Source organism: Motilimonas cestriensis, from assembly GCF_021295315.1.
GTDB lineage: Bacteria > Pseudomonadota > Gammaproteobacteria > Enterobacterales > CBDFNC01 > Motilimonas > Motilimonas cestriensis.
On the sequence record NZ_JAIMJA010000006.1, the window covers coordinates 24,378 to 43,490 of the forward strand.

Here is a 19,113-nt window from a genome sequence, read left to right on the forward strand (position 1 = left end):
GAGCAGAACTTGTTCTGCGAACATGCTTAATAGATGTCGTTGTTTTTAAGTAATTCACTCAGAATTGTTAACCCTTGGCGTAATACTTTTTGACTCGTTGGCGCCATTAAAGACAACCTAACTGCGGCGGGTGGATGTTGTTTATTAACGCAAAAATATGGCGCGCTACTCACTATCACACCTTGGCTTTTGGCGGCTTGGCGAAAGCGTTCGCTGCTCCAAGGGCCCGGTAGATGTAACCAGCAATGGAAACTATGCAGCTGGCTATCAATCTGCCACTCACCTAACACCTCTCGCATTATTTTTTGCCGTTGTTGCGCCTCAACTATTTGCTTTAGCATCATTTTGGCAAGCAAATTTTGCTGCCAAAGGCGCGCCATGATCGCTAACGATATGCCACTGCACATCCAGATATTGGCGCGAATGTTACTGTTGAGCTGATTGGTGTAGCGGGCGGGGCCGTAAATAAAGCCAATCCGTAATCCGGGCAGCACTGCTTTTGATAAGCTAACGACCGAAAAACAGCGCTCAGGTACAAGGTTATAGAGGGCTTGATATTTACCTTGATTAAGAAAGCCATAAATATCGTCGTCCACCAGCCATAATCGATATTGCTTTACCACCTTGGCGATGGCTTTTCTGCGTTTGTTTGGCATCACCGCCGCGGTGGGGTTTTGATAGCTTGAGACTACCAGCACCAGCTTAATATCATGACTATCACAGGCCTGCGCTAAACTGTCGGGGCACATGCCATATTCGTCTAACTTAATTGCAACTGCTTGACGGCCAAGTTGTTGGCATATGGCGAGGGCGCCGGGATAAACCCACTGCTCGAGGGCAATTTTGTCACCCACTTCAGTGAGACTTTCAATTAATAAATACAGCGCATGTTGCGCGCCATGAGTAAATACCAACTGAGCTGGGTGTTGCGCTTGAATGCCTAAACTTTGTAGCCACTGGCACGCGATATGTTGGTAAGGCATCAGGCTGTGTTCATCAGGATAAGTCAGCACTGTGCTTGGCATGTTTTGCTCACCAAAGCTAGCCATGGCGTGGTCAAATTCGGGTTGTACTAGCTCAACTAAGGGTTGAATAATTGATAGGTTGCAAAGGCTTTGCCCGGCTTGAATGACGGCGTTGAGATCTTGTGTTCCCGCAACAAAAGTGCCTTTGCCCACTCGTGATACTAAATAACCTTGCCGCTCGGCGGAGCGATAAGCGCGGCTTACCGTCGTGGGAGTAATGTTGAGCTGCTGCGCTAGCGCGCGAATAGTTGGCAACGGTGCACCTGCTGCTAATAATCCTTGGCTGATGTCTTGGATCAGCGCTGCCGCTAAGGTTTTGTAGCCGAGTTTGTTGGAATTGAGTTTGGGTTGCCAAGTCACAGTGTTACCAATGTAATACAGTTTTTTATATTGTATTACCTTTAGCTTAGTAAATGTGCATTTTTTCTCGTCTGATCTTTTGTATTCACGTTATAGTCATTAGCATCAAACTAAAGCAGAGGGACGGCAATGAAATTAGCATTTATTGGTTTAGGCGTAATGGGTTACCCGATGGCTGGGCATTTGCAACAAGCGGGTCATCAAGTCACGGTTTATAATCGTACCACCAGCAAAGCCGAGGCATGGGCGGCGCAATACCAAAGCGATTTTGCTACCACGCCAGCACAAGCAACGGCTGATGCAGATATTGTGTTGATGTGCGTGGGCAACGACCAAGATGTCCGCGCGGTGGTGTATGGTGAAAATGGCATTTTAGCGGGGATGAAGAGCGGCGCTTTGCTGGTGGACCACACGACCACCTCGGCGGCATTGGCCACTGAATTAGCCGCAGCATGTCACGATCAAGATAAACGATTTTTAGATGCGCCAGTTTCTGGTGGTCAGGCGGGGGCAGAGAACGCTTGTTTAACCATAATGTGTGGCGGTGAGCAAAGGGATTTTGATTTCGCGAAATCGATATTGGCTATTTATAGCAAAAGTGCGGCGTTGTTGGGTGGTCATGGCGCTGGGCAAAAATGCAAAATGGTTAATCAAATTTGCATTGCGGGCTTGTTGCAGGGCTTATCTGAAGGTATTCATTTTGCGCAGCAGGCCGGGCTAGACGTTGAACAAGTAATCGACGTGATCAAACATGGCGCGGCACAATCATGGCAGATGGAAAATCGCGCTAGCACCATGGCTCAGAACAAGTTTGATTTTGGTTTTGCCATTGACTGGATGCGTAAAGACTTAGGTTTTTGCTTAGCAGAGGCGAAACAAAATGGGGCCCAGTTGCCGGTCACGGAATTAGTTGATAGCTACTATGGTGAGTTACAACAACAAGGCGAAGGCCGCTCCGATACGTCGGTATTAATTAAGCGTTTAACAAGCAAGTAATTGAAAACGGATATTTACTGTTACAGCAATAAGATTGGGCTAATTGATTAGCCCAATCTTGCTTAGCCATGGATTAATGCACTAGGGTTGCGGCGGTAAACACACGCCATTCGCACTTAAACCGCAATAGCCATTAGGGTTCTTTGCCAAATATTGCTGATGATATTGCTCTGCATAGTAAAACTGCGTTAGCGGTAAAATCTCAGTGGTAATATTTGAGTCAACCCCTTTCGCTTGCAATGCTTGTTGAAATAATGCTTGGCTTTGCATGGCTAAGCTTAAATCGTCTTCATTATCACAATAAATAGCGCTGCGGTATTGGCTGCCTGAATCGTTGCCTTGGCGCATACCTTGAGTCGGATTATGCTGCTCCCAAAATAGTGTTAATAGCTGATATAAACTGACTTCGTTAGGATCGTAAATGACTTCCACTAACTCAGTATGTCCGGTCATGCCTGAAGAGACTTCTTCATAGATTGGGTTCGGAGTAAAGCCACCGCCGTAGCCAGCACTGGTGAATTTCACGCCTGCTTGTTGCCAAAATAAACGCTCAGCCCCCCAGAAGCAGCCCATGCCAAACCAGACTCTTTTTAAATCTGCTACACTTGCCAATTGTGTATTAAAAACAAAGTGTTCAGTAGGGATGTAAATGGCCTGTTCACGACCCGGCAATGCCTGGTCGGCAGAAATCATTTGTTGTAAGCCAGCCATGTTAGTTCCTTTTGTTGGTGTATTTATTTCGTACCTGAGCACAAAAGACTCGTTGGCGAGTTTATTGATAACCCCACTTAGTTGCCAATAAATTATCGCGAAACGATCATGTTGTAGTCATTTGAGTATAAGATACGCCTGTTAAAACAGATTAATCCAGCTGTTATACGATTTAATAAGATAAATAGACTTATTTCTGTATATATAGCAGTTAATACTATGCCGTTATAAGGTCGTTTTGTGCTAAAATCCGCGACCGCGGCAACTTGGAGTAGCGAAAGATGAGACGTGAGTTAGCGATCGAGATTTCCCGAGTCACAGAAGCAGCAGCATTGGCTGCGTATAAGTGGGTTGGTCGGGGCGATAAAAATATAGCAGATGGCGCGGCAGTAGAAGCAATGCGTCACATCCTTAACCAAATTGATATCGATGGCGAAATCGTAATTGGTGAAGGTGAAATTGATGATGCACCTATGTTGTACATTGGTGAGCATGTTGGTAGCGGCGCAGGTGATGCGGTTGATATCGCGGTAGACCCTATTGAAGGCACGCGTATGACGGCCATGGGGCAGTCAAATGCGGTTGCTGTTATTGCGGTAGCAGAAAAAGGCATGTTCCTAAAAGCACCAGACATGTACATGGAAAAGTTGATTGTTGGTCCTGATGCAAAGGATGCTATCGATTTAAACCGCTCTCTTGAACAGAATTTAAAAGCCATTGCATTCGCGTTAGGCAAGCCACTAAATAAGCTGACTTGTGCAACATTGGCAAAACCGCGTCATGATAAAGCGATTAAAGAAATGCAAGGCTTAGGTGTTCGCGTATTCGCCATTCCAGATGGTGACGTAGCGGCGTCGGTAATGGCGTGTATGCCAGACAGCGAAGTGGACTTACTTTACTGTATCGGCGGCGCGCCAGAAGGCGTTATCTCTGCAGCCGTTGTTCGCGCACTAGATGGCAACATGCAAGCGCGCTTACTGCCTCGTCCATTGGTGAAAGAGCCAACGGAAGAGAATATCCGTATTGGCGAAGAAGAAGTAGCGCGTTGTGAAGCCCTAGGTATCAAGGTAAAAGAAGTACTTACTCTTGAAATGTTAGCGCAGAACGACAACGTTATCTTTTCTGCTACCGGCATAACTAAAGGTGACCTGCTAGAAGGTGTTGCCATCAATGGTCGCTTAGCGACGACTGAAACCTTGCTGATCCGTGGTAAATCAAGAACCGTGCGTCGTATTCGTTCGACCCATTATCTAGACCGTAAAGATCAGGCACTAAAAGATATTATTTTTTAATCAGTCTTATTTCTGAGCCAATAAAAACCAGCTTAATCGCTGGTTTTTTTGTGACTAGAACTCTCTGCTTTCATATCATTTATCGATGTTTTTAGCAGCTCTAACCAAAGCTGTCGAAACCAAATATGCAAGGGATCTTTGTGAGAGCGAGCGTGCCAATAGAGCATTAGATCGACAGGCTCGATGCAAGGCACATCCAGTGGCACCATATTGAGCTTATGCACCTCTGCTTGAGTGAGTTGCCAAGGCAACACGGCGATATGCTTACCCGCTTTTAGCCCTTCAAGTAATACCACCATCGAGCTGGAATGAAAGGTCACTCGGCGTTGCAGTTTGTGCTTTTTATACAGCGCATCAACCATAGGTTCAACGGCACCGGTAGGGGTGTAGCGAATGTGGCTATAGTTAGCGGTGTCGGCGAGTGTCACTTTCTTTTTTGTTGCAAGTGGATGATGTTTGGCGACCACAAAACGATAGCTATCATTGCTGATATGGCGGGCGTGAACGTTTGGTGGCGCCTCGACCATGCCGCCTAAGGCGAGATCAAGTTCGCCATTCTCGAGTTTTTCAAAAATATTTTTTGGCCGACGTACAAACTCGATTTCAATATTCGGCGCGAACTCTAGCAAACTATCAAAGAGTGATTGTGTCAGTCTTGTGGCGGCAAAATCCATGGTGGTAAAACGAATAATACCCTGCGTGGTGGCAGGATCAAACGTGTCAGGCTGCAATATATTTTGCGCTAATAATAAGCTCTTTATTAAATGAGGTTGTAGGCCTTTGGCTTTATCCGTTAATGCAAAGCCACCTGGCGCGCGTACTAAGATGGGATCGTCTAGTAGCTGTCGCAGCTTTGCTAAGCGTTGGCTCATGGCCGGTTGGGTCAGATTTAATCGGTCAGCGGCTTTACCAACTTGCTTCTCATCCAATAAGGCTGCTAAGGCGACTAATAAATTGACATCGGTTTGTTGTAAGAATAACAGATCAGAACTCAGCATGGTCAGCCTCCTTACTGCATAAGACGTTGTTTTGATAGGCTGTCATGATCAACTCTCTAATCCAAACATGGAGTGCTTGATGGTTTAAATCTTGCGGCCAAACCATCCTGGTTTCGGTATCACTGAGCTCGGGTATGTCAAATTGTGTCAGGCTTTCATTATCCGCTAACGCATTGGCTAAGGTATGCGGCACGATAGCGGTCAAATAGCCAGTTTTCATGGCTTCAGCCAACACTACCATTGAGCCAGAGGTAAAACCAGGTTTGATGTTGAGTTGGTGTTGTTGCAAAAACTGTTCAAGTTGCGTGTCTACTTCACCCGCCACGGCATATTTTGCTTGGGGCAGTTTTAAGGATTCAGCCAAGGTTTCAATATTATTGTCATGGTAACGCTGCCCAATTAGCAGTGACCAGCGCTCAAAACCAACATGTACGCTGCTGACATTTTTTGGCAGCTTTTTAAAGGACCCGATGGCTAAATCGAGTTTACCGCTATTAAGTTGGCTGGATACGGAATCGGTTTGACGCACATACTCTAATTCTAAAAAGGGAGCTTGTTCGGCCACTTGCGTCAATATCTCTTCAATGCATAAGCTTGCCGCTAAATCATTCATGGTGAAACGAATCACGCCCTTTATTTTACTTGGATCGAATTCACTGCCTTTGAAAATTGTGCTGCTGGTCAGCACAAAATCATTCAGTTGCGATTTTAAGGTCTGTGCCCGGCTGGTTAAAATCATATTTTGTGAGCCTTTGATGAGTAAAGGATCATCAAATAAATCGCGAGCACGATTAAGCACATGACTAATGGCTGATTGTGTCATGCCAAGGCGTTCTGCGGCGCGAGAAACGTGTGCTTCATCTAACAATACTGCCAAGCTGATCAATAAATTAAGGTTGGATTGATTGAGGTTTTCAAGGGTGAGGGGTTTATCTATCATTTCCGGCAAAGTTGATGCATTTGCCGATAAAATATCAGTAAATTGTAAAGGGGGGAATCATTTACTGTTGAAGGGGTCATACTTGAACATAAATGAGGCCAACGAAGGCCCCATTTTTATCACAAAGCTAAGTGTTATTTCACTTCTACTTGTGTTTCACCAGTGATGTCGATAGTCACGTGACGGTCTTGAGCACGCTCACTTTCAGCCATACCGGTAGCTTGCGTATCACCTTTCCAGTTAGTGATGATATGCTCAGCTTTAACACCTTTTTGTACTAGGTAAGATTGTACTGAAGTAGCGCGCGCTTGTGATAAACGTTCGTTGTACTCTTTATTACCTAGCTTGTCTGTTGCGCCTGTTAATTTAACTTCAGCAACGTCGTTGGCATTGTAAAAGGCAACCGCTTCATCTAATTGCTTTTTAGCTGTGTTGGTTAGAGCGTATGAATCGAAACCAAATAATACCGCATCAGATAGCGATTCTACTTTGCTTTCATAAACTGGCGTTGGCTCAGGAGTCACAATTGGCTCAGGCTCTACTGGCAATGGCGCAACGACCACTTGTTCAGCAGCGCGGCCAATGTGTGCCACTAGCTCTAAACCAAAGTTGTTTACGTCAGTTTTTAGATTGTGTGAACGACCTACGTTTTCAATGCGACGGTAGCGCGCTTGAAGATCTAAAGTGTCGTTGATGCGGTAAGTTGCACCCACGCCGCCTAGTGGAGATAGGCCTTCATCGCGGTGACCTAAAGAGTCAGAGCGGTAACCAAATGCACCTACTTCACCGAATACAGAGAAGTTTGTAGAAAGGGGTAGGCGACCGATAATAGAGGTATTGATACCTTGAAGAATGCTGTCTTCGCCTGGAAGTTCAGTTTTGCCTAAGTGGTTGTAACCTGCTTCTAGGGCAAAGTTTTCATTAAACTGGTAACCACCAAATGCATTAAAGCTTTTGTCTTTATCATGACATGATGTTGCGCCAACTTGGTCGCAGGTGTCTTCGTGTTGTGCGATACCTGCACCGCCACCAAAGTAAGTATTGCCCGCAAATGCTGCGCCAGAAGTTAATGCTAATGTAATCGCAAGAGATAATTTTTTCATTGTATACCTTCATTTTATTATTGTTAGTCAATCTGAGTTGTGGCAAATCGAGTTGCCGCTTCAGTTGATGAAGGGCAGTCTAGGTGGGGAAGGTAAATAAGAGAATAGGGTTTTGTTAATGGTGACTATGAATAAAACTTATAATAACTGTGATCTACCTCACTAGATGTAGATCACAGTTTAATATTTATGCAATATTAATTTTATTGTAAATAGATTAGGCGACTTATCTAACGATTACTTAGTGCTTAACCATTCAATAGCTTTTTCCATTTCGCCTACGCTACTAAAGCCGCGGTTGAGTAGCACATATTTACCGCCTACTACCAAGGTTGGTACACCGGTGCTCTGTAGTTTACTTTCAACGGCAAAAGAGACATCGAGTGCATTTTTCAGGTCTTCAGACTGACTAAATGCTTCAAACTTATCTTTATCGATACCTTGTTCAGCAAGAAAAGCTTCAAAGCTAGCTTGATCTTTAACAGTGCCGTTTTGTCTTGCTTCGAAATAGGCGGGGTGAGCTTTTTCCAGTACATCGAAGTGTTTAAAGGCTTGGAAGATCACCGCATCAAACACCCACTTTTCATTTAATAGTGAAGCATTGGCCGTCACTTTTAACTTTTCATCGGCCTTTAAGGTATTCATTAATGGTTCGGTAGCCTTACAAGCTGGACAGCCGTACCAAAAGAACTCGTGTACTTGATTAGTGTCTGCTGGTATAGCGGTTTCTAACACACGGTAATGGACATCTTGCTGGAATGGGTCATTGGCCGTGGCTATGGCTGCCGAGGTTAGCTCGGTTGCTTCGTTGTGAGCATGACCTTCGTGGCTGTCGCTTGCAGCTTCTGGTGTTGCTTCTTTTGCCGCTGGTGCTTCAGTTGGCGCAGTCGTTGGCTCGACACTTACCGCCACTTCGGCGCTTTTAGCTGCGGTTTCAGTTGGTGCTTCAGGTTGCTCAGAGCAAGCAACAAGGGATGCGCCAAATAAGATGGCGAGGCTTAGTTTGGTGATGGGGGTCATATCAAATCCGTTAATAATCACTAAATAATAAAAGAGTCGATTATGCCTGAGATAAATGAGTATGCCACTAGCTTGACTTAACTTTACACAGTTTAGTGACTGAAATGAAACCCCAGTATAGATTGAGCTGGCGATGTATGGCTGGCACTAGCAGTGGGTTACAGCGTAAGCATCTAAGCTCCTAAAGCGGCCAAATAATCATTTTTAATCTTAACACTCTATCGCCCTAGTCGGTGACCTCAAAAATAGAGTCAATAATAATGGGTAAGTTGCCCCTGACAGAAGTAGCGCCAAAGACAGAGCGTGCATGAACGCCCTTTTCACCAAATACCTTAGCCATTAAGTCTGAGCAGCCATCGAGTACCTTTGGATGTTGTTCAAAGTCTGGAGTTGCGTTGACAAAACCTTGCAGTTTTACCACACGACTGACTTTATCAAGCGAGCCTAATTCTAGTTTTACAGCGGCTAATATATCCAGACCCGTTGCTTTGGCAAATTCATAACCTTGCTCAACAGTATATTCTTGGCCAAGTTTACCTTTGGGTACAACACTTAATCCCGCTACAGGGCCTTTACCAGAAACATAAAGTAGCTTGCCTGTACGTACACAATTACAGTAGCTTCCTTGCGGGTCGCTGGCAGTTGGTAAGTTTAAGCCAAGTTCTAATATTCTTTTATCGATGCTCATATTCGCTCCTGTTTGTGATAGCCATGTTATTAAATTGTGCAGGCAATAAAGCGGCTCTAAATGTAGTCAAGTAACTCTTAGGCTAAGGGGGCGGTTTACAACTTTACGAAACGCAGGCTCCAACTCCCTAAGGCTAACCAACTGAAACTAAATCACGGATTTAAAATGCCACTTTAATCGTTCGCCAGCTTGTTGTGAATATATTTATCAAATAAATATAAAAAAAGTAAGGGTTCAAGTGGCTTTGATCAGTCTAGGTAGTTCTTACTGTTATACCAGAAAAGTTCGTGCACTCCATTTGGCCGAGGTGCAATAGTCGTTTCGAAACCGCGATAATGTGCGTCTTGCTGGAACGGTGTTTGGGGGTATGGCCACAACTGTTAAAAATGGGGTCGACCGCTGTTGATAATAGCTAGTAATTTGTTCTCAGTGAGTTTCTAGTTAGCGTATTGTTTTATTTATGTTATTTATTATTAGTTTGGAATAGGTGTTTTTCTCTTTTTTATATTTTTTTGATTGTTATAATGCGCTTTTTGGATCAAGGACGCTGAAATGGTCAATAAAATTGCTGTTGGAGTGCTGCTAATGGCTGGGGTTAATGCCTTTGCCAATGCCGCCATAGTAGATGCTAAATCACATCAAGGGATTGTATATTTAACCGACGAAATTAGCACAGAGATAAAACGTTATTCTCTGGCTGATGAGAAATTTCTTACCCCGATCGCTCTATCAAATATTCCTCTAGCCCTTGCTGTTGATGAAACGGGAATTTTTGTTAGTTATGGTAGCCAAATTACTAAGTTGGCTCTTGATGGTAGTAATGAAACTCAGCTTCGAGTCACCACTAAATCTATCTCTGATCTTGAAATTATTGATGACATTCTGATTTTATCTACAAGTAGTTATATTCAAACCGTCAACAAAAGTAGTGGTCAGTTTATTGCTGATAAGTCATTGTGGTATGCCTCTGGTGAAATGACGGTATTGCCAAGCTCTTCAAACGTTTATTTTCATAGCTCAGGTATCAGTCCTTCTGACATCAATAGATTAGACATTTCTGCAACGGGAGTGATTGGCTCTCAGCAAGATAGCCCTTATCATGGTGCCTACAATCAAGGTCGAGATATTGCCGTATTCCCTGATAATAGTCGTTTAGTTGATTACTCCGGTATTATTTATAATCAAGATTTAACTTACTCGGCGAGTTTAGGAACTGCTTTCAAAGATATTGATTTTTGGGGTGATTTGCCAATCGTGTTACGCGGCAATCAGATTCATGCGTATGACAAGGCTTCGCGTGAAACGGGTACCTATTCATTAAGTTTGGCAAATCCGGACCAATTGTTCGTTCACGATAATAAGGTGGTCGTATTCGCAGACGATCTTACTCATGTTGAAGTGTTTGCCGTTAGTCAGCTAAATCCAGCTGATCCACAAGCTGCGATTGATCCAACAGACTTAGCCTATACGCCAGATACCGTTGTATTAGATGACAACGAGGATGTGGTTTATCTGCTAAGTAAGCAACATTTAAACATCTTCCGTTGGTCAATTAGCCAACAGCAGTACTTACCTTCGATAGGGTTAACTTCTGCGCCCAGCGCAATTAGCTATTCGCCTGCCCATAATCGAATTTATTTGGCTTATAGTAATAATCAAATTAGCTATATCGACCTCAATACCAATACTGAATCTGTGTTCATCAATCTTCCTAACTCTATTTCCACTATTAGTGCTACGGGTAATTACCTCATGACCCGAGATAGCACTGGCGCTTGGGGAACCTTTAGTATCTTTAACAGTGCGGGTGAAAAAACACACTCTAATGAGTGGGCTTATCCAACCTCTTCTCTTGTTTGGGGTGAGCAAGCTAACCGCGTTTACTATATTAGCGGTTATTCACCTGCTGATTTACATTGGCACTATTTAGATCCTGAAACGGGTTCTCTTGGCGGTGACAATGACAGCCCTTACCATAGCAGCCAAGGTTGGCAAGTACCCATTCGTGTTTCTGAGAATGGCGCGTTTGTTGCGCTTGGTTCAGGTCGAATTGTATTAGGTCGTTCAATGAGCGAGGTGACCAATTTGTCGTTGACCGGCAATATTGAAGATTTGACTTGGCTACATGGTAATGTGTTTACTTTGCGCGGCGCTGACAGCAATACTTATACCCAGCTGCATCGATGGCAAGGCGATTTTAGCCTTGATGCTGCTGCAACTTATGAAGTTCAAGGCACCCCTTTGGCTATTTTATCGTTAGCCAGTAAAGGTCAAATATTATTGGCTTATGCACAAGCGGGTGTGCCCACGTTTGAATTAAAAGACTTTACCGCAAAAGACTTTGATGGCGATGGTTATAACGACCAAGAAGATTTATTCCCTGCTGATCCTAATGATTGGGCTGACTTTGATCGTGATGAAATAGGCGATACGCTAGATACTGATGATGATAATGACGGTGTTGACGATGGGGTTGATGCTTTCCCATTTGATGCCTCAGAATCCTTAGATACAGATGCTGATGGTATCGGCAATAATGCTGATACCGACGATGATAACGACGGCGTTGCAGATGGCGATGATGCGTTTCCCCTAGATGCAACAGAAACCATTGATACCGATGGGGATGGCTTAGGCAATAATGCTGATACAGATGACGATAATGATAACGTTGCTGACAGTGTTGATGTATTCCCGCTTGATCCATCAGAAGCGCTGGACTCAGATCTAGATGGCATAGGCAATAATGCCGATAACGATGATGATAATGATGGTATTGCCGACAGTGTTGATGCATTTCCTCTGGACTCATCTGAGTCAGTAGATTCGGATCTAGATGGCATAGGCAATAATGCCGACACCGACGATGATAACGACGGTGTTGCCGATAATATTGATGCATTTCCTTTTAACCCTAACGAGTCAGTAGATTCGGATCTGGATGGCGTAGGTAATAATGCCGATAACGACGATGACAATGATGGTGTGTTAGATGTAAATGACGCTGCGCCACTGGATGCGAGTATTGGTGCGAGTTCAAATGACAATGACTCAGGAAGCACTGATACAGGTAGTGATACAGATACGGGTGGGGCAGATAACGGTAATTCAGATAATAGCAACACCGATGGAACCGGCGAACAGCCATCGACAGACGATGGACAAACCGAGGAGCCCCAACCAGCGACCCCATTTGGTGGGGATTACAGTACCTTGTTCCCAGCCACTGCCGGCAACACTTGGTATTTTGATACTTTTGCTAACCAAGAAGTTAAGCTTGGAGCAGCTCAAACTATGTTACAGCAAAAGGTATATCCATTAGTATTTCCAAGTGGATCTAAGCTGCACCTTAATGCATCGAGTCAAGATCTCCAATTGCTAGGCTTACATCTGGCTCAAGTGAGTACGCCTTATGGCACATTTTCAGCTGACATTCGCTTAGATAAGGCAATTTCTTTAGCTCGTTCTGTATCATTAAATGGTCGCAGCAAGGTGAATATTCAACCAGAATATGGCAATCGTGATTTCGTTTGGAACGCATCAAGTACTGCCTATGGTTTTGAACAAGTGACAGTTGCTGCAGGCACTTACAATGCGCTTCGCAGTGAGCTTAACTTATCGGGTTATGCCGAAGTTGATGGTGCTAAAGTGCAGTTTTCTTATCAAGCCCAATACTGGTTTGTGGAAAATATTGGGCTGGTTAAACTTGTTGAAAATGGGGTGACGACTCAGTTGACGCGAGCTTCGATTAAAGTGATCGACAAAGCGGGTGAGACGGATACTTCTAACGGTGGCAGTACAGATAACACCGCAACTGCGGAAAAATCTGGTGGCGGCGGTGGTGGTAGTCTAGGCTGGTTTAGCCTGATTATGCTAGCTGGTTTGGCTTTGTTAAGAAAACGCAGTTAACTTTTATCGAAAGTTGATACCTAGATGAAAAAGCGGCCTGATAAGCCGCTTTTTATTATGACTAACGAACTTGTTTGAGCTCATTCGTGAGCCCGCCGACTACTCTCCATTGATCGTGGGGCATATCAAGAAAAGGCTGAAAAACATCCTTAAAGAGAAAAAACGGCTTTAAGTTGATGTCGATGACGCACTGGTGAAGCAGTTTCGCTCGTTAGAGTTGCGATTACAGCGGTGGCTAAAAAATGCCAAGCTTAATTCTGGCGTTTTAGCTGTATGACTGCGTCGCCCAATTTCTCTAAACATTCTCGCTAAAGATGGGGGGAGCAAGCTCCGGTCCTACAAAAAACCATGAATCAACTAGCCCAACTTACAAGGAGCGCAATTTATTGTGCGAAGCCTGCTGCAATCGCCGACCATTACCGCAGGCTTAGCCCCATGACGGAGGCTCCCACATCATTTTTACTTCTATAGCTTAGTGACCCTTACTTGTTTAGGTGGGTTTGGCTGCGCTAGTACAAACGAGGCAAATGCGCCGCGATGTATTGGTGAGCCAACGGGTTGACCGAGAAAGTCATGGCTGAGGCTTACGCTATCATCGCCGCCAGTGAGGGCGGGAGAGGTTTGCTCTAGGCTCGCTGGGGTTAAACTAGCAATTTGTGGATCGGCCATTTCATCGCTGCTATCTAGCCACTCGGTAAAGTGGGTGCGATCTTTGTCACTCCAACTGTCGCTGGTGGTGTTATAGAGTAAGTTGTTGCTTACTTTTATCCAGCTTGGCGCATCACCGCGTTTACCGTAAGTGAGGTAGGGCATGGGATGACTGACGCGGATAACATTGTTGCTGACACTAAAGGTTGCGCCTTGGTCGGTGCCCATGCTGATGGCTTTAGGCTCAACATGGCTAGGTTTACCACCACGAATATAGGTGCGCGAGGACTCATCGGACACATCATAAAGGGTGTTGTTGTAGACATCAAAATGCCCCTTGATACCCCCGCCTAAGGTAATGCCGTAAGGAGAAGTGCCATTGTTTTCTTCGGCCACCGGGCCAAGGCCTGCGTTGATGATGACATTGTTATACACCTGCGCATCCACCTCCCAACAAGCAGGGCGCTGTTGTACTCCGTTGCTGTCTGTGTAGGTGCGACTGTAAGTGTGGATGTTAATGCCTGAGCCTTTTTGATTAATGATGTAGTTGTTATGGGCTTTTAGTACGCTGCCGGGTTTAAAGCCGCGGCAGAGATCATAGCCATAGTTCAGTTGATCGTAAAAATGCAGACCAAATTTGGCCTTGTTATCGTTTAAGTGGTTCCAGCCAAATTCCCAGCCAGTAATTGGCTCGTTGCCCTCGGCTGGAGTCCGTATGGTTAAATAGGTGGTGTGTTGAAAATGGGAAGTTTGATCGCAGCCAATATCGGTGATTTGATTGCCCAAGGCTTTGAAGTTATCGTTGCTCGCGCCGCCGCCGACAATGGCACCCGACCAACCGTTTGAGCACATGCCATCACGCTCACCAATGGCGTTACCCACTGCGCGCCCCCATTGGTTGGTTGATAGCTGTGAGGTGGAGTTTTGCGGATTGGACACGCTTTGATAAGGCGCACCTTTGCCCATATCAACTTGATTGCCTGCCAATACCTTGTATTTAGAAATGACGATGCCGCGGCTTAAATACGGATAAACGCCTCTCATAGGCCCCGATGCAAGGGCTTGGGTGTTGGGATAGCTAGCAATGGCGATTTGTTTTTCTTGGGTGCCTTCTAGGCCCACTAACCAAAGGCCTGCGCCGAGGGATTGACCGCCACTAAGAGGATGTTGCTCTTGAATTTCTTGTACTCCATGGGAGTAAGCGATATCCCCGGCTTGTAATAAACGATTACCCGGCGCACGGGCACCATAGGTCATACCATTAATAACTTGAAACGGGTCGTCAAAGCTGCCGCTGTTTTGGTTATTACCGCCCGCCTTCACATGATAAATATTACCTTCACGTACGGTAAAGGGCAGTGTGTTGTCACTGCTTATACCCGCTTCATCAACAAGGCGAATACTTGCTTCACCAAGTCCTACACTCGTAGGAATTGAAAAGGCGACTTCATACAGTTGATGCGATGTCCATAAATCGGCTGGGCCACAGGGCTGTTGGCCATCGGCTTTTTTCCAGTAATAGATATGGGCGGCGGGGTGAGATTGACCTTGTTGGTCAACGATCGAGACGGTGCCTTGATTATCGCCTAAACGATAACCCCACACCGTCACGATCGCCCCTTCTCCCAAACCGTCACCTAAGCCTGCATTAGGCCCTGATACTAAATCACTAAAAGCCAAATGGGGGGCTGGTGCCGCCCAAGTGCTCAGACTTGCTAGCAACAAAAATAAGCTAATGAATAATCGCATTGGCTGTCCTCGTTATGGTGCACTGACAAATTGGCTGAGACGGCCATTATTGTCTTTGCTGGCTAACTCAAAGGTGTAGTTACCTTTGGGCAGCTCGATTTGCAATTGGGTTTGATCGCCCGCAATGCTCACTTCACCCGTTGCTTGGGTTTGGCTGTTGGTCCAGCGCAAGGTGTAGCTGGCGATATCACTGGCCAAAAGTACGCTGCCGTCAATGCGAGAGTTTGGCGTTTGCCATTCAATTAAGTAGCGTTCGGTCAGCGCTGGTGGCGTATCTGGCTCTTGCGTTGGCGAGATTGAAGGCGCTGCCGAAGGGATAACCGTGGGGATAACTGTCGGCGCAACCGTCGGTGTTGTTTCACTGCTTTTTTTATCACTGCCACCAGACCCACCACCACAGGCGGTGAGTGTTAATAATGCCAGAGGCAAGCAAAAGGTAAGTAGTCGATTCATTTAGCCTCCAGGCTGGTTAAGTTGGTAAACAAGAAACAGAGGTGGACGGGCATAGTTGTTCAGGGTATCGGCATTTTTAAAGGCGACATACAACTTGCCAGTGTTGGCATCAAAAGCCCCGCCTTTAAGGTTGATTAGGCCAAGGCTATCGAGTTTGCCGTAGTCATAAGGGCGCACATCCCAAGGCTCCATTTCACCGTTTTTCACTTTCAGCATATCGGTGACGCGCCACAGCCAGTAATAGCTGTAGTTGTCTGCGGCGGCTAGACTACAAGGACCACCGCATAAATTTCCATTATCTTGGGTGGCTTTGTAGCCAATGCCTGATTCATGGCCGCCTGAATTACCTATGGTGAGATAAGTATTGGTACCGGGAATAATGACACCAAATGCAGCTTCACTGAGTGCTGTCCACAGCTGATTTTGCCTGTCGGTGTTGTACAAAATATCCTGCACACTGATGCTCATATCGCTATAGAGGGTTTTGTCATAAAGTATTTGCGCACGCCGATGAGGAAAATCGAGCACCGCTTCGGTGGCAACGGGGCCGCTGGTTTGTTGCAGCATGGTTTGTCTGGGCGACCAAATAAAACCCGATGGGCCAGTGGATAAACGACTGTGAATAGATCCGTGAGCATGACCTGAAATATGGGTGCCACCAAAGTCAGCTTGCCAATTTTCGGGCACATCTGTTATCCAGCCTGCGACATGGGCTGCGCCATCAAGTTGATACGGACCGTGCATTTCACTATTGGCCAGATCGCTGGCATCGACAAAGCGCACAGAAGTGTCGGTTTCGCCGCCGCCGGCATCGTACCAGTTCATGTAATTAACGATGAGTTGGCCGTCGAGTAAATACATGCCGTTGACTCTAAACCAGTTGTCGATGCCGGTATCCACGCGGTCGGTATTATGAAAGGGGGCGAAATTCTGCAATGCTTGATCGCCGATATTAAAGTCCGCTGGGTCGCGACTGTTTACTACCTCTGGGATGGCAAATTCAGCGATGCCTTGCTCATAGTCATGACCGACAATAAATAAGGAGTGGTTAGCTTGGTTAAGGGCAATGGCTGCTGGCGAGTAGTTTAAGTTAGGGTAAGCGGAGTCGCCGAATTTACCTGATGATAAACGAAAGCCGCCAAGGTATTGCATATCGCTAATTTGCCATAAGGGTAAGTTGGCATTATCGGCCGGCTGTTGCTCGCAATGACTGTACTCAAAACTGCCACTCCAAGGCGTTAACGCGCTTTGCTCACATTGCCTGTTTTGTTGTTCGCTTTGGCAAACTTCAGGGGCAATAACCACAGGGGCTAGGTAGCGAGTGCGACTTTGCTGTTCACCTTCGGATAATCCCTCGCACAAATCGGGCTTCGCCGTTGGCTCTACTGTTGGCGCCAATGAAGGTGTGTTGCTGGGTTGGATTTCGCCATCGTTTGGTGAGGCGTCACTGCCGCTATTACCACCACAAGCGATTAAGGCCAAGCTTAGGCTAATAAGCGCTACGGGGCGCAAGATACAATGAGTTGGCATGAACATATCCTTATGGCTGTCGAGTTACACTCAATTGGCTTGGTGCGGATGGGGTATGAGGATGGGCATTCATCACCACCAAATCGTCCATGGCATACCAGTCTTCGTAGCGCAGGCTATCGGGCAAGCTTTTATCTATGTAGTCGTTACCGCCCAGTTTGACGGCGTTCCAGCCCACCATTTTGTCGGCATCTTTACCGACCCAAGCAATTTGGTAATTGGCAAACACCAGTTGATCATCAATCCATTGCTCATAATGGCCATCGGCAACGCCGGGGGCGGAATTCATTTTCACGTAGAAGGCCATTTTGCGCCATCCAGTGATACTCTCATCACCAAAGAATTCCCTTGGGTGGATCATGCCTTGCTGCCCGCCCTGTGGAATTAATAGCCCGGACTTCATGCCAACCAGCTTGGTATTGGGGTTATCGGTGACGCGATCTTGGTTTAAATCGTTGATGTTATTGTCAAAGTTTAAGCTCATGTCGCCACTGAGCATTTCCCTTGGTAGCCCTTTAATGGGGTTACTTTCTAAGTAGTAGTGGTTTGCTGGCGGGTAGCCGCGCATCCAAATGGTATTACGTAAGCCGTAGTTGTTGTGAACATAGTTCCAACCTGCAATGGGGCCGTTAAAGCCGTCACGAAAGCCTTTGAATATTTCCCCACCTTCACCCCAAGTGTGAAGGATACGAAACAGCTTACTTAACGCTTTAGGGTGATCGCTATTAGGTGCCCATTTAATGTAAAACTCGGCGTAGACTTCGCTGTACTCTTGGTCAAATTTTTTCGCCAAGATGCCATCGGACCACCACTTCCAATTGGGCTCAGATTTAGCATCGCGATAAAACACCACAGAACGTTCACCGCTGCGAGCTTTGTCGGCAAATGCGCCAATCTCAATGGATTCATGGCGGTCGGCATCGCCCATGGATGGCGCGTAGGCCGGATCGGTGCGGATCACGGTCCAATTTGGCGGTGCAGGGTTGGCATGTGGTCGTAGTCCAACGCCATTTGTATTCGGATAACCCGCTACCCAATCTGGTTGCTGTTCAAAATCTTCTGCAAAAATGACATTGGCCTGTGAGTTGGAAATGCTTAACCAACTCAATAACCCTGTAGTGAGAAGCGCAATGAATTTAGGGCGGTGAAATAGCAACATCTTGGTTCGACTTATAGGTAAACAATAGTTACATATTAAACATGTTTTATATGCAATAGGAGTCATATTGATGCGAAGAGTTGTTTTATTTGCGCTGGGTCAAATTTTATTCTGATGACAGAAACCCTGTAGCGATCAACTATTTCAACCTAAATAACTGATATAAATTAAAATAAAGGAGAGTTTAATGTTAACGAAACAGCACCAAGAAAAGTACGCCGCATTTTATGCCGCAACCCATCACAATGAACATTTAGATTCTAAAACGGAGGTGTTGGTTGGCTTAGCTGCAGCTATGGCCATGAATTGCGCACCTTGTACCGACTATTATCTACAACAAGCAAAAAAACAGGGAATCAGTAAAGCTGAAATATCTGAAGTAACAGCAAAGGTGATGGCTGTGGCAGCAGGACAGAAGAAGTTGCAAGCCCAAGCAGCATTAGAAAACTATTAAACCGATTGGGATTTTAGGCAATTTACTCCGATTAGGCTTAGGGTTTTGCGGTTGCTCCCATAATGATGTTTTGTACCT

The 19,113-nt window shown here is 45.6% G+C and carries 15 protein-coding genes; 4 read left to right on the plus strand and 11 right to left on the minus strand.

Annotated features, from left to right (window positions below):
* Positions 1-26: 26 nt before the first annotated feature.
* On the minus strand, positions 27-1,385 hold the full coding sequence (locus K6Y31_RS07285; RefSeq protein ID WP_233052149.1) for an aminotransferase-like domain-containing protein: 1,359 nt from the start codon (positions 1,383-1,385) through the stop codon (positions 27-29).
* Positions 1,386-1,514: 129 nt separating this feature from the next.
* Between K6Y31_RS07285 and K6Y31_RS07290 the strand changes: the two genes are divergently transcribed.
* A complete protein-coding gene (locus K6Y31_RS07290; protein ID WP_233052150.1) occupies positions 1,515-2,381 on the plus strand; it encodes an NAD(P)-dependent oxidoreductase in 867 nt (288 codons plus the stop codon).
* An 81-nt stretch (positions 2,382-2,462) separates the two neighbouring features.
* On the opposite strand, the gene msrA is transcribed toward K6Y31_RS07290, so the two are convergent.
* On the minus strand, positions 2,463-3,092 hold the full coding sequence (gene msrA / locus K6Y31_RS07295) for a peptide-methionine (S)-S-oxide reductase MsrA (protein ID WP_233052151.1): 630 nt from the start codon (positions 3,090-3,092) through the stop codon (positions 2,463-2,465).
* 281 nt (positions 3,093-3,373) lie between these two features.
* Here msrA and glpX point away from each other — a divergent pair, with 281 nt between their 5' ends.
* Entirely contained in the window at positions 3,374-4,384 is a 1,011-nt protein-coding gene (gene glpX, locus K6Y31_RS07300; protein WP_233052152.1) for a class II fructose-bisphosphatase, read from the plus strand.
* A 32-nt stretch (positions 4,385-4,416) separates the two neighbouring features.
* Here glpX and K6Y31_RS07305 read toward each other — a convergent pair whose 3' ends face one another.
* The 5 genes from K6Y31_RS07305 to K6Y31_RS07325 form a co-directional block, all read right to left on the minus strand.
* Positions 4,417-5,382, minus strand: a complete 966-nt coding sequence (locus K6Y31_RS07305; RefSeq protein WP_233052153.1) for a LysR family transcriptional regulator — start codon at positions 5,380-5,382, stop codon at positions 4,417-4,419.
* Positions 5,369-6,322 carry a LysR family transcriptional regulator gene (locus tag K6Y31_RS07310; protein WP_233052154.1) on the minus strand — a complete coding sequence of 318 codons (954 nt, stop codon included), beginning with the start codon at positions 6,320-6,322 and terminating at the stop codon, positions 5,369-5,371. Before K6Y31_RS07310 ends, K6Y31_RS07305 begins: the two co-directional genes overlap by 14 nt.
* Positions 6,323-6,456: 134 nt before the next feature.
* Complete coding sequence (locus K6Y31_RS07315) at positions 6,457-7,425, minus strand: OmpA family protein (RefSeq protein ID WP_233052155.1); 969 nt, start codon at positions 7,423-7,425, stop codon at positions 6,457-6,459.
* Between the two features lie 237 nt (positions 7,426-7,662).
* Positions 7,663-8,445 (minus strand): DsbA family protein, encoded by a 783-nt coding sequence (locus K6Y31_RS07320; RefSeq protein WP_233052156.1) that lies wholly within the window; start codon positions 8,443-8,445, stop codon positions 7,663-7,665.
* A 226-nt stretch (positions 8,446-8,671) separates the two neighbouring features.
* The gene (locus K6Y31_RS07325) at positions 8,672-9,133 is read right to left on the minus strand and encodes a RidA family protein (RefSeq protein WP_232799861.1); all 462 of its coding nucleotides are present in this window, start codon (positions 9,131-9,133) and stop codon (positions 8,672-8,674) included.
* A gap of 552 nt (positions 9,134-9,685) precedes the next feature.
* Here K6Y31_RS07325 and K6Y31_RS07330 point away from each other — a divergent pair.
* Complete coding sequence (locus K6Y31_RS07330; RefSeq protein ID WP_233052157.1) at positions 9,686-13,042, plus strand: thrombospondin type 3 repeat-containing protein; 3,357 nt, start codon at positions 9,686-9,688, stop codon at positions 13,040-13,042.
* Positions 13,043-13,507: 465 nt separating this feature from the next.
* On the opposite strand, the gene K6Y31_RS07335 is transcribed toward K6Y31_RS07330, so the two are convergent.
* From K6Y31_RS07335 to K6Y31_RS07350, 4 genes are read right to left on the minus strand one after another with little or no spacing between them, the layout of a single operon-like run.
* Complete coding sequence (locus tag K6Y31_RS07335) at positions 13,508-15,439, minus strand: hypothetical protein (protein ID WP_233052158.1); 1,932 nt, start codon at positions 15,437-15,439, stop codon at positions 13,508-13,510.
* A gap of 12 nt (positions 15,440-15,451) precedes the next feature.
* Positions 15,452-15,892 carry a hypothetical protein gene (locus K6Y31_RS07340; RefSeq protein ID WP_233052159.1) on the minus strand — a complete coding sequence of 147 codons (441 nt, stop codon included), beginning with the start codon at positions 15,890-15,892 and terminating at the stop codon, positions 15,452-15,454.
* A complete protein-coding gene (locus K6Y31_RS07345; RefSeq protein ID WP_233052160.1) occupies positions 15,893-17,422 on the minus strand; it encodes a hypothetical protein in 1,530 nt (509 codons plus the stop codon).
* Positions 17,423-17,432: 10 nt separating this feature from the next.
* The gene (locus tag K6Y31_RS07350) at positions 17,433-18,581 is read right to left on the minus strand and encodes a hypothetical protein (protein WP_233052161.1); all 1,149 of its coding nucleotides are present in this window, start codon (positions 18,579-18,581) and stop codon (positions 17,433-17,435) included.
* 187 nt (positions 18,582-18,768) lie between these two features.
* Between K6Y31_RS07350 and K6Y31_RS07355 the strand changes: the two genes are divergently transcribed.
* Positions 18,769-19,035: a carboxymuconolactone decarboxylase family protein gene (locus K6Y31_RS07355; protein ID WP_233052162.1), complete on the plus strand. Its 267-nt coding sequence runs from the start codon at positions 18,769-18,771 to the stop codon at positions 19,033-19,035.
* The last annotated feature ends 78 nt before the right edge of the window (positions 19,036-19,113 follow it).